This window comes from Mesorhizobium argentiipisi (SeqCode) (assembly GCF_037179585.1).
Taxonomy (GTDB): domain Bacteria; phylum Pseudomonadota; class Alphaproteobacteria; order Rhizobiales; family Rhizobiaceae; genus Mesorhizobium; species Mesorhizobium argentiipisi.
In genome coordinates this window covers 70,842-85,238 of the sequence record NZ_JAPYKO010000007.1, presented here as the reverse complement: position 1 = coordinate 85,238, position 14,397 = coordinate 70,842, and the positions used below count along the sequence as shown (strand labels likewise).

Genomic DNA, 14,397 nt, shown 5'->3' with positions numbered 1-14,397 from the left:
CGCAACCAGAGGCTGATTTGGCATCATCGCTGACCAATTTCACCGACGAGGCAAGGATTGCGCTCGACACGCTGTCTGGCCGCGCCGCCGGGCTCTTCTCTCCGTCATTGCGTCTTGGCGTCACCGGGCTCTCCCGCGCCGGCAAGACGGTGTTCATCTCCGCCCTCGTCCACAACCTCATCCATGGCGGACGCCTGCCCCTCTTCGAGGCGCAGAAATCCGGCCGCATCGCCCGCGCCTTCCTCGAGGAGCAGCCTGACGACGCCGTTCCGCGTTTCCAGTATGAGGACCATGTCGCGGTTCTGGTGAACGACCGCGCATGGCCGGACTCGACCCGCGCCATCTCCGAGCTTCGGCTCACCATCGAATATGAGTCGGCTTCGGGCTGGAACCGCTTGTTTTCAGCCGGAAAACTTTCCGTCGACATTGTCGATTATCCCGGCGAGTGGCTGCTCGACCTGCCGCTGCTGGGCAAGTCCTTCGCCGACTTTTCACGCGAGGCAGTCGAACTGGCCGCCCTGCCCGTCCGGTGCGACCTGTCGCAGGCCTGGCGCGAGCTGGCTTCCACGGTCAGCCCCGATGCCGACGCAGACGAGATGACGGCGCGCCGATTGGCCGAAAGCTTTGGCGCCTATCTCAAGGCCTGCAAGCTCGACGACCGCGCGCTGTCGACGCTGCCGCCCGGCCGTTTCCTGATGCCGGGCGATCTCGAAGGGTCTCCGGCGCTCACCTTCGCGCCGCTGATGACGCTGGCGCAGGGCCGGCCGCGCTCCGGATCGCTGCAGGCGATGATGGAGCGCCGCTTCGAGGCCTATAAGACGCATGTCGTCAAACCATTCTTTCGCGAGCACATCACCCGCCTCGATCGGCAGATCGTGCTGATCGATGCCATGCAGGCGCTCAATGCCGGCCCGGCCGCCATGGCAGATCTGGAGCGCGCGGTGACCGAGATCCTGTCCTGCTTCCGGCCCGGACGCGGCAATTTCCTCACGGACTTCTTCTCGCGCCGCATCGACCGCATCCTGGTCGCGGCGACCAAGGCGGACCATCTGCACCACGAAAGCCATGACCGGCTGCAGGCGATCGTACGCAGGCTGACCGACCGGGCCGTGGCGCGAGCGAATTTCAGCGGTGCCGCCGTCGATGTCGTCGCCATGGCCGCCGTTCGCTCGACCCGCGAGGGCACGGTAAAGCAGGACCGCGAGACGCTCCCGGTCATCATCGGCACACCGCTCAAGGACGAGAAGATCAACGGCGAGACATTCGACGGCAAGACCGAAACCGCCATATTCCCGGGCGATTTGCCGGAAAAGGTGGATGCCGTGTTCGACGTTTCCGGATCACCGCCCGACAGCAGCGAATCGCCGATCCGGTTCGTGCGTTTCCGCCCGCCGAAACTCGAACGCACCGCCGAAGGCGTCACGCTGTCCTTGCCGCATATCCGGCTCGACCGCGCGCTGCAGTTCCTGATCGGAGATCATCTGGCATGACCGCGCCCCGCAAACCGGCGGCCTTCCGCATCGAACCTGAGGCCGAGGCGCCGCCGCAACCACCGCGAAATCGCCCCGCCGAGGAGCAGCCGGCGCGCCGGCCACGTGCCGCGAGGGCCGACGTAGCGGTCGTGATCCCCTCGGAAGTCGACGTCTTCGACGAGCCGGATATCGAGGCCGCGGTTCCGCCGCCGGCGACAGCGCCGAGAAAGCGTTCGCTGTTTTCCCGGCTGTTCTTCGGCGCTTTCGGCATCCTTGTCTCGCTGGCGGTCGGCCTGTGGGCCGACCAGTTGATCCGCGACCTGTTTGCGCGCGCCGAATGGCTCGGCTGGCTGGCGGCCGGCATGGCGGCGATCGCGCTGCTTTCGCTGTTCGTCATCCTGATCCGTGAATTCCTTGCCGTAGCCCGCCTTGCCGAAGTCGAAAAGATGCAGAAACGGGCGCTGGATGCCGTGGCGCGTGACGACCCCAAGGCGGCGCGCGCCTTGGTCGACGAACTCTCGGCCTTCGTCGCGGCGAAACCCGAGACCGCCGCAGGGCGCCGTTCGCTCGCCGAATTGCGTGGCGAAATCATCGACGGTGCCAATCTGGTGCGGCTGGCCGAGACCGAAATCCTGTCCCCTCTCGATGCGCGCGCCAAAATCCTGATTTTGGAGGCGGCGAAGCGCGTGTCGCTCATAACGGCGGTTAGCCCCCGCGCGCTGGTCGACATCGCTTATGTCGTGTTCGAGGCCGGGCGGCTGATCCGGCGGCTCTCCGAGCTTTACGGCGGCCGCCCAGGCACGCTCGGCTTCTTCCGGCTGGCGCGCGGGGTGCTCGCGCATCTGGCGGTGACCGGCTCGATCGCGGTGGGCGACAGTTTCGTGCAGCAGATCGTCGGCCACGGGCTTGCCGCGAAACTCTCGGCAAAACTCGGCGAAGGCGTCGTCAACGGCATGATGACGGCGCGCATCGGCATCGCGGCGATGGAAACCGCCCGCCCCTTGCCGTTCATCGCCGTGAAGCGCCCGGGCCTCGGCGATTTCCTCTCGGCGCTGACCTCGTTCGCGGCACGAAAGAACAGCCAGGACGACCGATAAGATAACCGATAAAGGTAAACGCGCGATCCAGCGCGGGTGACGAAGCATTAACCAATCTTCTGCATGGTCGGCCTGGTCCCAAGAATAGACTCTTTCGTCCCGGGTGTCGTCGATGAGAAGCGTTATCCTGTCCTGCGTCCTGCCTGCCGCCATTGCGATTGCCGCGCCGCTCGGCCTCGTCGAAAAGGCCCTTGGCGCAGAGCCGGACAAGCAGTTTTTCCGCTCCGTCGAAGGCAGATGGGTCGGCCCTGGCGAAATCATCGCCGGCAAGTACAAAGGCACCAAATTCACCTGCGATTTCAATGGCTCGACGCCCGCCAGCAAGCTCGGCATGACGCTTGACGGCGGCTGCAGGGTCGGCGTGTTCACGCAAAAGATGTCGGCCAGCGTCGAGCGCAAGGGCCGCGACGGTTACAGGGGCACCTTCATGGGCGGCTCGACTGAAAGCGGCATGGACATTGTCGGCGGCAATGTCGTCGACGCCCAGAAGGTCGTTTTCACCATCAACCGCAAGCAGTTGAATGGCGTCATGCAGGCGCGTGTCCCCGACGGCAATTCGATGACCGTGACGGTGGCCGTGCGCGTCAACAATCAGCTGGTGCCGGTGATCGGCATGAGCCTGAAGCGGGTCGACTCGGTCGAAGTCGGCGCCATCGCCAAGAACTGATCCGGCGCGGTTTCGGCAGCCCGCGTCCGCCACTCCCAAGAAGACGGTTCAGATTAAAGTCGGGAAGTGGCAAGCCACGTTGCGACCTGGACTATATTCCGTCAGTTCCGGCCGCTCAGAACGGCAGCGATCCGCCGCGATCGGGCATCGCGGATGGAAGCGGCATCCGGACGGAGGCTTCAGCGGGCTCGGCACGTCGCCGGTGAGGATGATGCGCTTGCGCGCGCCCGCAGGCGTCGTCTCGACGACCGGAACCGCCGAGATCAGCGCCTGGCTGTAGGGATGGGCGGGTGCCGCGAACACCTCTTCGGCCGGCCCTTCCTCGACGATCGAGCCCAGATACATGACCGCGATGCGTGTCGAGACCTGGCGGACCACGGAGAGATCGTGGGCGATGAAAATATAGGTGAGCTTCAGCTTCTCCTGCAGGTCGGCGAGCAGGTTGACGATCTGGGCCTGCACCGATACGTCGAGCGCGGAGACGGGCTCGTCCAGCACGACAAGGTCGGGGTTCAATGCGATCGCCCGCGCGATGCCGACGCGCTGGCGCTGGCCGCCGGAGAATTCGTGCGGATAGCGCATCATATGATCCGGCAACAGCCCGACCAGCTCGAACAGCTCCGCCACCCGCGCGGTGATCTCTTTGGCCGAAACCTTGCCGTGGATACGCAGCGGCTCGGCGACGAGATCGCCGACGCGCCGGCGCGGATTGAGCGAGGCCGAGGGATCCTGGAAGACCATTTGCAAGCGCCGCCGCAGCGGCCTGAGCTCGGACAGCGATTTCGAGGTGATGTCGTCGCCTTCGAACAGAAGCTTGCCGTCGGTGATGTCGTAGAGCCGAACCAGGCAGCGCGCCAGCGTGGACTTGCCGCATCCGGATTCGCCGACAAGGCCGACAGTCTCGCCGCGCCGCACGCTCAGCGAGACGTTGTCCACCGCGTGGACGGTCCGCCTGCCTTCGGCGGAAAAGCGGGTGCCGATCGAAAAGCGTTTTGCCAGCGAACGCGTCTCGAGGACCGGGCGATCTTTGTCTGTCATCGGCTCGCTCATGCCTGCGCCACCCGAAAGCAGGCGGCGGCATGTGCGCTCGCGCCGAGACCCGGCTTGCCGGCCTCGCAAGGCTCGTAGCGGATCGGGCAGCGCGGGCCGAAGGCGCAGCCTTGCGGCAGCCGCAGCAAGGAAGGCGGCGACCCTGGGATCGCCGGCAGACGGCGCGGTTTCTGGCCGGTCAGCGGCGGGATCGACCCGAGCAGCGCGCGCGTATAAGGGTGTCGCGGATCGGAGAACAGCTCCGCGCGGGTGCCGCGCTCCACCACGCGGCCGGCATACATGACCATGACCCGGTCGGCGAGCTCGGAGACGACACCCATGTCATGCGTGATGAACACCACGGCCGATTTATGTTTGGCGCGCAGCTTGCGCACAAGATCGAGGATGCCGGCCTGCACGGTGACGTCGAGCGCGGTGGTCGGTTCGTCGGCCACCAGCAGCGCCGGATCGCAGGACAAGGCCATCGCGATCACCGCGCGTTGCCGCATGCCGCCGGAAAGCTGGTGCGGATAGCGCGACATCGCCTCGTGCGGGTTGGGGAAATTCACCTCCGCCAGCAGCTGCTCGACTCGCTCCATCGCCTTGGCTTTGCTCAATCTCCGATGCGCCCGGATCTGCTCCGCGATCTGCCAGCCGATCGTGTAGACCGGCGTCAGCGCCGTCATCGGGTCCTGGAAGATCATCGCGATCTCGTTGCCGCGCAGACGACGAAGCTCGCGCGGCGGCAGGCCCACCAATTCGCGGCCTTTGTAGCGGATCGAGCCTTCGATGGTGGCATTCGGGTCGGTGATAAGCCCCATCACGGCAAGCAGCGACACCGTCTTGCCGGAGCCGGATTCGCCGACGACGCCGAGGATCTCGCTTTCCTCGAGATCGAACGAAACGCCGTCGATGGCCCGTACCGGCCCGTCATGCGTGCGGAAGGACACTTTGAGATCGCGCACCGACAATATCATGATGCCCTCAGGCGCGGATCGAGAAGGATGTAGACGAAATCGACGACCGCGTTGGCGATCACCACGAACATGGACGCATACATGACCGTCGCCATGATCATCGGCAGATCGAGATTCTGCAGCGCGTCATAGGTGAGCTTGCCGATGCCGTGCAGGCCGAACACGACCTCGGTCAGCAGGGCCGAGCCGCCCACCAGCGCGCCGAAGTCGAGGCCGAACAGGGTGACGAAGGCGATGAGCGAGGTGCGCAGCGCATGGCGAAACAGGATGCGGGTCTCCGACAGGCCCTTGGCGCGGGCCGTGCGGATATAATCTTCCTGCATGGATTCGATGATGGCCGCGCGCAGCACGCGCCCGTAAATGCCGATATAGAGGATGGCCAGTGTGATCCATGGGATGACCAGCGTCAGGAACCAGCCCTTGGGATCGTCGGAAAAGTTCTTGTAGCCGAGCGGCGGCACCCAGGAGAACGCCCAGCTGTCGTGATAGCGGCTCTGGGTCATCAGGTTCATCACCTCGCCCAGCCAGTAGACCGGCATGGAAATGCCGAGCAGACCCAGCGCCATCAGAAGCTTGTCCAGCCAGCTGTCGCGGGTGGCCGCGGCGACGATGCCGATGATGATGGAGACGACCACCCACAGGACCGCGGCGCCGAACACCAGCGAGAGCGTGACGGGGATGGAATCCATGACGGCCGGCACCACCTTCCAGCCGCGGTTGACAAAGGAGGTCAGATCGCCGGTGACGAAGATCTTCTCCATCATGCGCGTGTATTGCACGTAGAGCGGCTGGTCGAAGCCGAAGCTGTGGCGCACCGCCGCCAGCACTTCCGGAGAAGCGTTGCGGCCGGCGATGCGTGCGGCGGGATCGGCGCCGGGCGTGGCGAAGAAGATCAGGAAGACGATGACCGAGATGCCGAACATCACGAACAGCATCTGGCCGAAACGGCGAAGGATCGCATAAAACATCAGTCGCGCCCCAGCCGGACCTTGGAACGCGGGTCGAGCGCATCGCGCAGGCCGTCGCCGAAGACGTTGAGCGCCATGACGGAAACGGCGATCGCCAGCCCGGGCACCAGCGCCACCATCGGTCTTGTATAGAGCAGCGCCTGCCCGTCCTGGATGATGGTGCCCCAGCTCGCGGCCGGCGGCTGCACGCCGATCGACAGGAACGAAAGCGCCGATTCCGTCAGCATGTTCAGCGCCATCATCAGCGGCACGAACACGATGAGGGTGGTGGTGATGTTGGGCAGGATGTCGCGCCACAGGATGCGCCAGCCCGGCACGCCCAGATTGATCGCGGCGAACACGAACTCGCTGTGGCGCAGCGCCAGGACTTGCCCGCGGATCGGGCGCGCGACATAGGGTATATAGACAATTCCTATGATGATGACCGGCAACCATAGGCTGCCCGATTGGATCTCGATCGGTCCGATCGCGATGCCTTGCGCGATGGTGACGATGGAAAGCGAGATCGCCAGCAGGTAGATCGGAAACGCCCAGAGCACGTCGAGCAAGCGCGACAGCACCGTGTCGGTGATACCGCCGAAATAACCCGCGATCAGGCCCGCCATTGTGCCGACGATCAGCGTGAAGATGGTGGCCGCGCCGGAGATCAGCAGCGAGTTGAGCCCGCCATAGAGCAACCTCGCCATGACGTCCCGCCCCTGGCTGTCGGCGCCGAGGAAATAATTGCCGAGCCGCCAGGTCGGGCCGATCGGCGTGTAGCCAAGCCCCAGTCCCTCGGTCGACTGTTCCATCACCGGAACGTCGGCCCCGTCGATCTGGATGACGGCGTCGAGCGTCGAGGCGAACGGATCCGTGCCCGCCCATTTTGCGTAAAGCGGCGCGCTGAAACAGGCGAGAACGATGATGAGGAACACGGCCAGAGACGCCATGGCGGCCCTGTCCGTTGCCAGCTTCGCAAACGCGACGGCCCAGGGGCCTCGCGTCTTGCGCGGCATGGCGGCGACTTGGCTGGACACGATATGTGATTCCGCGGTTCGTTACTGGACCCAGGATTGGGTGATAATCCAGTTGAACTGCGGGTTGAACTTGAAATTGCCGATGCGCTTGCTGACGAAATCAAGCCGCTTCGGCGTGAACAGCCCGACCGCCGGTGCCTTGTCCGTGACCTGCTTGTCGATTGCCGCCCACAATTTGTCGGCCGCCTTCTGGTCGGTCACGCCGAGGTCCAGCGCCTTCTGCATCTGGGCGTCGATATCCTTGTCGCAGAAGCCGGAAATGTTGATCGAGGCGTCCGAGCCTTCGCGATAGGAGGCGCAGCTGAACAGGATGTTCAGGAAGTCCGACGCTGCCGGATAATCCTTGTACCACTGGGTGACGGACATCTGCACTTTGTTGTTGGTGTTCTGGATATAGGTGAACTGCAGGTTGGATGAGATCGGCTTGACGTCGGCGACGTAGCCGATGTTGGTCAGCACGCTCTGCAGATAGACGCCGATCGACCGCGAGATGGCGGTATCCTCGACGATGATGGTCACCTTCTGGCCCTTGGTGCCCGATTGCTCGACGAGCTGCTTGGCCTTCTCGACATCCGGAGCCGACCATTTGGCGCCCGGGTTCTTGGTGAAGGGGCAATAGTCCTCGTGCCCGGGAAAATCCGGCGGCAGGACCTGGCAGACCGGCGAAGCCAGCACCTTGCCGCCGAACAGTTTGACCAGCGTGTTGCGGTCGACCGCATAGGCGACGGCCTGGCGCGCCTTTTCATTGTCGAACGGAGCCATGCGCGTGTTCAGCGGCGCGTACCACCAGGCCGAAAGCGGCGAAATGTGCAGCTGGTCCATGGACTTGCTGCCGAGTTCGCCGAGGCGGTCGCTGGGCAGCGCGTCGAACATCCAGTCCGCTTCGCCGTTCTGGATCGCCGTCACGGCGGCCTCTTCCGAGAGGCCGAAATCATACTGCACGACATCCGGATAGCCGTCCGGCTGGGCTTCCTCGCTCCACTGCTTGAAATTGGGGTTGCGGGAAACCGTCATGCCCTTGTTGGGATCGAAGGCCGAGATCATGTAGGGGCCGGTGCTGGGGATCGGCTTGGAGCCCATGTCCTCCGCCGGCGTGTCCGCCGGCAGGATCACGGCATGCGGCAAGGCGAGCTTGTAGAGCAGCTCGGCGTCCGGCTTGGTGAGATTGAGGGTGATCGTCCCGGCCGCCTCGTCGGCGACGACGCCGCCTTCCAGCGTGCAGCTCTTGGTGTCGGCCAGGCATTTGTCGGCGCCGACAATGCCGGCATAGAAGGTGCCCGACGTCGGCCCGGAAATCTTGAAGATGCGCTGGAAGGAGGCGACGACGTCCTTCACGCCGAGATCCTGGCCGTTGGAGAACTTGATGCCCTTGCGCAGCTTGAAGGTGAAGGTCTTGCCGTCATCGCTGACAGTGGGCAGCGCCTCGGCCAGGTCGGGAACGATGGAAAAGCCGTCGACGCCCTCAGCTTTGCGGAAGGCGACCAAGCCGTCATAGATCGGCTGGTACATCTGCCAGCCCTGGTCCGTGTAGTTGATATGCGGATCGAGGGTTCCTGCCGCCGATCGGGCGAGAAGGCGAATGGTGCCGCCGCGGTGCTCCTTGAGATATTCGGCATGCGCCGGAGCGAGCCACGAGCCGGCCAATAACGCCGCGGCCGACGCCGCCAAAAGCAGTTTCTTCATGTCGTCATTCCCCTTTTCAGTTGTCGTTGTCGTCCAGGAAGTCTCCCACCACCCGCATGCAGAGATCCTGCTCCTCGACATGCGGCATGTGGCTGGAATGCTCGAATATCTCCCAGCGCGATCCCTTGATGCCGTCCTTGAAGGGCTGCACGGTCGCGGGCGTGGCTTCGTCGTAACGGCCGGAGATGAGGAGTGTCGGAACTTCGATGGCCGGCAGGCGGTCGATGACGCTCCAGCTCTTCAGCGTTCCGATGACGTGGAATTCGTTCGGGCCGTTCATCACATTGTAGACGGTCGGATTGCGCACGATCTGGGCGAAAGTCTCCGTCACCTCGGGCGGGAACGGCACGACGCGGCAGACATGCCGTTCGTAGAACCGCACCGTCGCTTCCTGGTAGGCCGGATCGTCCGTCGTGCCGGCCTGTTCGTGCTTCGTCAGCGTCTCCTGCACGTCCCTAGGCAGATCGGCGCGTAACCGGTTGGCCTCCTCGACCCAAAGCTTCATGGAAGCAGGCGAGTTGGCGATGGTCAGCGACTTCAAGCCCTTCGGCCGGGTCACGCCATATTCGGCGCCCAGCATGCCGCCCCAGCTCTGCCCCAGCACATGGAAGCCGCCGCGGATGCCGAGATGATCCACGAGGTTCTCAAGCTCATCGATGAAGAGTTGGGGAGTCCAGAAATCGGCGCCCTTTTCCGGCAGCAAAGTGGAATTGCCGCAGCCCAACTGGTCGTAGTGGATGACGGCGCGGCCGCCGCGGGCAAGAAGCTTGTAGGCGTCGACGTAATTATGCGCGGCGCCCGGGCCGCCATGCAGGATCACGACCGGAGCCTTGCCGGCATCGAACTCGCCGCTGATCCGATACCAGGTTTCATAGGCGCCGAAGCCGGCCCGCCCTTCCTTGCTGACGATCATCTCGGACGACATCCCGGTTCCCTTAGTGGTTGAAGACATCTCGCCGTCGCCTAGTTCGCCGTCCGGCCGGACTGCACCCATTCTTCCAGCATCTGCACACCGAAAGCCGTGGCGCCTTCCCGGCCCAGCGGCCGGTCCCTGTCGGCCAGTTCCTTGCCGGCAATGTCGAGATGCACCCAGGGGCGGTCTTCGGTGAAATTGCGCAGGAAGGCCGCGGCATAGGGCGCGTCGCCGTCTTCCATGTCCTTGGCGTGATGGCGGATATCGGCGAAGGGCGATTGCAGCCCATCGTCATAGGCCCGGTCGAGCGGCAGCTGCCAGAACCGCTCGCCGACCTTTTCCCCGGCCGCGATCATGCGCGAGGCGATGGTGTCGTCGGTGCTGAAAAGGCCGGCGAAGACCGAGCCGAGGCCCCGCATCACCGAATAGGTCAGCGTCGCCAAATCAACGATCACCGAGGGGTTGAAGCGCGAGGCGGCATAATAGAGGCAGTCAGCCAGGATCAGTCGGCCTTCCGCATCCGTGTCGAACACTTCCACGGTCTGCCCCGACGCCGTCGCAACGATATCGCGCGGCTTGAGCGCGGTGCCGGACGGCATGTTCTCGGCAATGCCGAGTACGCCGACGGCATGCACCGGGCTGGCTTGCCGGGCGAGCGCAATCAACAGGCCGACCACCGCGGCCGCGCCGCCCATGTCGGCCTTCATGTCGAACATCTGCTCGCCGCGCTTGATGCACAGGCCGCCGGAATCGAAGCAGACGCCCTTGCCGACGAAAGCCAGTGGCTGCGCAGGAGCGCCCTTGCCGCGATAGCGCAGGACGGCGACACGCGGCGGTCGCGCCGAGCCGGAACCGACAGCCAGGATCGCATTCATGCCGAGCTCCTTCAGCCGCGCCGCATCGAGGATCTCGACATCGATGCCGGCCTCGCGCAGCGGCTCCAGATGGTCATGGAAATTGTCGGGGTGGAGATGGCTCGGCGGCAGGTTGACCAGCGTGCGCGCATATTCGACGCCATCCGCGATGGCATTGACCCGCGCCAGCGCCGCCTTTAGCTCCGGGCCGGCGGCGCCGATCAATTGTACTCGCAGGGTGCGGTCGGCGCCTGCCCCCTGACGCCGGTTGCGTATGTCGAAACGATAGCGTCGCAGCCGCATGCCGAGCGCGACCCGCGCCAGCACTTCCGCTGCGGGCAGGTCGACACCGTCGAGCGGGTCCAACACGAGGGTGGCCGCGCATTCGCCCTTGCCTTCCAGATGCGCTGCAAGCAAACCGCCGGCGCGCGCCAGGGAAAGCGGGGTTACGGCCTCGCCGCTGCCCAAAGCCAGCACCACCACGCGGCGGGCGGATACCGCCTTGGGAGCAATGACGTCAACACAGGTGCCGGATTGCGAGAGGGCGGCCGGGTCGGAGCAAGCGCGGGACAAGATCCCATTCATTTCAGCATCGAGCGCCGCTGCCCGGGGGCCAAAACCGGTTTGGGCGGTTTGCAGGATCACGACTACCGAGGCTTCCGCGGACATCTCGTCCGCCGCTTCAAAGACCGGCACCGGCGACTGAGGCATAAAAGCTCGTTCTCCCATTTGCGGAGGCGGCTCCGGCCAAGTCGGCTGCGTCACACGCAAAACCTCTCCTGCCACCGGTGGAAACCGGTCAGGCCGGTTCGCGCCGTTGGGGAATGGTATCGGAGTACCCAAATAATTGTTTTCTGACGGCGACTTAGTCGCTCTTGCCTTTTGGGTATCCCCGAACCGGCCAGGCGATCAAACGCCAATTTTGCCCAAGTCGATTGACAAAAACTCAACTGACATTTCATGATTGGCCAATGGCCCTGCCCTCACTCAATGGCATGCGCGCTTTCGAGGCCGCCGCGCGTCTCGGCAGCATCAAGGATGCGGCGGAAGAGCTGCATTTGACGCCCTCAGCCGTCAGCCGCCACATCCGCGCGCTCGAGAAGAACCTTGGCCAGGATCTGTTCGAGCGCGGCTTTCGCCAGATCACACCGACCATCAGGGGCTCATATTATGCGCGCAGCCTCTCCGAAGCATTCGAGGCCATCTGGCGCGCCACCGACGATGTCAGCTTCGTCCATGGTCACGGCAGGACCCAGCGGGTCAGGGTTCTCTGCGTGCCGGTGGTCCTGAACCTTTGGCTGGCGGACCGGCTGCCGAACTTCCGCAAGCTGCACCCTTCCGTGGATCTGGAGATCTCGACGTCGGGCAAGCGGGCCAACTTCGATTTGGCCATTATCGACGAGTTCGTCTACAAGGCCGGCCCGGCGCTGACGCTGCTGATCCCGCTGGTCCTGACACCGGTCTGCGCGCCGTCGCTGCTTGAGGGACCGGTGCCGCTCAGAACGCCCGCCGATCTGGTCAATCATCACCTGATCCACGAATGCGAGAGCATGCGCTGGCGGCGCTGGCTGGAGCAGGAGGGCGTTCTGGACACCACGCCGAAATCCAGCACGACGCTCGATGACTGCACCTTGATCATGCGCGAGGTGATAAACGGCGCAGGGATCGCTCTGGCCGATACCATGATGGCGCAGGACCTTCTGCAGCAAGGCAGGCTTGTCGCTCCGTTCAACACCCGCCACACTTATCCCGCCGGCATCTATCTACATCAGCGCCGCAGCATCGGGAACAAGCCCGGAACCGGTCTGTTCCAGGATTGGCTGCTCGCCGAGATCGCCGACCATAAGCGCGCGATGGGTATCGCTTAGCGTACCCCGGAAAGCGGTGCCGATCGAAGCGCTGCGCAAGAAAAAGGCGGCGGCCAAATGGCCGCCGCCCTCGCATTCGCCGACGGTTTGGCTCAACCCTTGATGGTAGCGGTCAGCTCGTCATAGGCCTTGCAGGCTTCGTCGAGCGTCGTCGCGCCCTGATACTTCGTCGTCACGGCCTGCACCTTGGCGGTCAGATCGGCCGCCTTGCCCGGATCCTTGGTGATCGCTTCCTCGAGGGCGGCAGCCATGTCCTGCGCCTTCTTGGCAGCGATTTCCTGCGTGCATTCCGGCCCCTTGGAGCAAGCCGAACCGGCCAACGCCGCAACACCCACGGCAACGAGCAAAAACTTCTTCATGTCAATCATCTCCTCAAAAAAGGCAGCCGCCCATCGCCGCTGCCTCCCAATGGCCGAAGCCCAATAGCCAAAGCCCAATGGCCAAAGCCGGCTGTGCCTTAACCTCTGATTGTGGCGGCACGCAACGACCGGGCCGCATAAACTTGTGTAAACAGGCTGCAATACCGCGGCGGCCCGGATTCAGCCCAAAATTGCGCAGCGGTGGGCGACATGCATTAGAGCAACAACCTAAAGTGCGTCGCATGAGGCCGTTCGGACGCGACGCGCTTGGAGCAAAGTTCACCCGCGAGACTGTAGCAGAGCCAGCATGACTGTCGACGCGGCAAGAACCACGGTAAGGGTTAAGGGCCCCGAGGCACCATAGGTGTCCACGACATAGCCGCCGACAACCGCGCCGATGGTGATGGCAACCTGGAAGGAGACGACCATCAGGCTACCCGCTGCTTCCAGCGCATCAGGCGCCGCGCGGGACAGATTGGTCGGCAGCACGACCGGCGCCATGCCGAAGGCCAAGCCCCAAAGCGTGACGAATCCGAAGGCGACGGCGATGTGCACGCCCCAAAGCACCAATGCCAGCGCCGCAAACGCCATCAATGCGGCGTTGCCTGCGAGCGCCATGCGGATATTGGCATCGGCCATGCGGCCGCCGGCAATATTGCCGATCACGGCGGCGATGCCAAATCCGAGCAAGGCCAGGGCAATTGGCGCGGTCGCCAGGAGCGTCACATGTTCGAGGAAGGGGCGTACATAGACCGAGCCGGCAAAATGCCCTGTCATCAGCAAAAGAATGGCCAGCATGCCGAGTTGAATGCCACGCCGCCGTGTCAGCCGAAATACATCCGCAAGACTATTGCTCGCCGTGGCAGGCAGGGTCGGCAGGCTAACCAACTGCAGCAGCATGGCAATCACGGCCAGCCCCGCTGTCAAGGCCATGGCGCTGCGCCATCCCAGCCAGTCGCTGATCAACGCACCGACCGATGGCGCGGCAATGGTGGCGAGCGAGACGCCGAGGGTGACGATAGCCATGCCCCGACCTGTCGCATTGGCGCCAACCAGCCTGGCCACGACGGCAACCGAGAGTGCCCAGAATGCGCTGAGAGCGATTCCGAGCCCGGCCCGGCCCAGCAGCAACAGCCAGAAATTGGGCGCCACCGCGGCAAGGAGGTTAGAACCGACCGCCAAGGCGCTGAGGCCAACCAGCACCGTCTTGCGGTTCAATCGGCCGATGAGAACATTGCTCAACATGGCCGTCACGGCGCCGACTGAAGCCGTGGCGGTGACGACCTGTCCGGCGGTCCCTTCGCTGATGCCGAGGTCCCGCGCCATCGGCGTCAGCAGGCCTGCCGGCAAGAATTCGGCTGACACCAGGGCAAAGCTGGTGGCCGCCAATGAAATGATCGCAAACCAGGTGGCTGCGTTCCACCGGGCTGGCGCGGCCTCATCGAGGTCTATCGCCGCGTCTTCAAGCTGTAATGTTGTGTCTGTCACTGAAAG

13 protein-coding genes are annotated in these 14,397 nt (G+C 64.2%); 4 read left to right on the top strand and 9 right to left on the bottom strand.

The features are described 5' to 3' along the window. The first annotated feature begins 17 nt into the window (after positions 1-17). From O7A05_RS12715 to O7A05_RS12705, 3 genes are all read left to right on the top strand, one after another. On the top strand, positions 18-1,490 hold the full coding sequence (locus O7A05_RS12715) for a YcjX family GTP-binding protein (protein WP_337093448.1): 1,473 nt from the start codon (positions 18-20) through the stop codon (positions 1,488-1,490). Next, complete coding sequence (locus O7A05_RS12710; RefSeq protein ID WP_337093447.1) at positions 1,487-2,569, top strand: YcjF family protein; 1,083 nt, start codon at positions 1,487-1,489, stop codon at positions 2,567-2,569. Before O7A05_RS12715 ends, O7A05_RS12710 begins: the two co-directional genes overlap by 4 nt. 112 nt (positions 2,570-2,681) lie before the next feature. Further along, entirely contained in the window at positions 2,682-3,236 is a 555-nt protein-coding gene (locus tag O7A05_RS12705) for a hypothetical protein (protein ID WP_224587622.1), read from the top strand. Positions 3,237-3,284: 48 nt separating this feature from the next. Here O7A05_RS12705 and O7A05_RS12700 read toward each other — a convergent pair whose 3' ends face one another. Genes O7A05_RS12700 through O7A05_RS12670 form a run of 7 tightly spaced genes read right to left on the bottom strand, consistent with a single transcriptional unit; the run spans position 3,285 to position 11,387 of the window. Beyond that, the gene (locus O7A05_RS12700; RefSeq protein WP_337093446.1) at positions 3,285-4,274 is read right to left on the bottom strand and encodes an ABC transporter ATP-binding protein; all 990 of its coding nucleotides are present in this window, start codon (positions 4,272-4,274) and stop codon (positions 3,285-3,287) included. Positions 4,275-4,282: 8 nt separating this feature from the next. After that, positions 4,283-5,242 (bottom strand): ABC transporter ATP-binding protein, encoded by a 960-nt coding sequence (locus O7A05_RS12695; RefSeq protein ID WP_337093445.1) that lies wholly within the window; start codon positions 5,240-5,242, stop codon positions 4,283-4,285. After that, positions 5,239-6,210 carry an ABC transporter permease gene (locus O7A05_RS12690; protein WP_095765266.1) on the bottom strand — a complete coding sequence of 324 codons (972 nt, stop codon included), beginning with the start codon at positions 6,208-6,210 and terminating at the stop codon, positions 5,239-5,241. Before O7A05_RS12690 ends, O7A05_RS12695 begins: the two co-directional genes overlap by 4 nt. Next, positions 6,210-7,205, bottom strand: a complete 996-nt coding sequence (locus tag O7A05_RS12685) for an ABC transporter permease (RefSeq protein WP_415927003.1) — start codon at positions 7,203-7,205, stop codon at positions 6,210-6,212. The genes O7A05_RS12690 and O7A05_RS12685 overlap by 1 nt, the downstream gene beginning before the upstream one ends. Before the next feature lie 42 nt (positions 7,206-7,247). Beyond that, positions 7,248-8,909, bottom strand: coding sequence for an ABC transporter substrate-binding protein (locus O7A05_RS12680; RefSeq protein WP_337093443.1), 1,662 nt, complete (start codon positions 8,907-8,909; stop codon positions 7,248-7,250). 16 nt (positions 8,910-8,925) lie between these two features. Then, positions 8,926-9,834, bottom strand: coding sequence for a proline iminopeptidase-family hydrolase (locus O7A05_RS12675; protein ID WP_337093563.1), 909 nt, complete (start codon positions 9,832-9,834; stop codon positions 8,926-8,928). Positions 9,835-9,872: 38 nt separating this feature from the next. After that, positions 9,873-11,387 carry a leucyl aminopeptidase gene (locus O7A05_RS12670; RefSeq protein ID WP_337093442.1) on the bottom strand — a complete coding sequence of 505 codons (1,515 nt, stop codon included), beginning with the start codon at positions 11,385-11,387 and terminating at the stop codon, positions 9,873-9,875. A 260-nt stretch (positions 11,388-11,647) separates the two neighbouring features. On the opposite strand from O7A05_RS12670, the gene O7A05_RS12665 reads away from it, so the two are divergent. Then, complete coding sequence (locus O7A05_RS12665) at positions 11,648-12,544, top strand: LysR substrate-binding domain-containing protein (RefSeq protein ID WP_337093441.1); 897 nt, start codon at positions 11,648-11,650, stop codon at positions 12,542-12,544. A gap of 92 nt (positions 12,545-12,636) precedes the next feature. Here the strand turns inward: O7A05_RS12665 and O7A05_RS12660 are convergent, their stop codons facing one another. Both O7A05_RS12660 and O7A05_RS12655 read right to left on the bottom strand, forming a co-directional pair. Beyond that, a complete protein-coding gene (locus tag O7A05_RS12660) occupies positions 12,637-12,903 on the bottom strand; it encodes a hypothetical protein (RefSeq protein WP_337093440.1) in 267 nt (88 codons plus the stop codon). Between the two features lie 279 nt (positions 12,904-13,182). After that, positions 13,183-14,391, bottom strand: a complete 1,209-nt coding sequence (locus O7A05_RS12655) for an MFS transporter (RefSeq protein WP_337093439.1) — start codon at positions 14,389-14,391, stop codon at positions 13,183-13,185. Positions 14,392-14,397 lie beyond the last annotated feature (6 nt).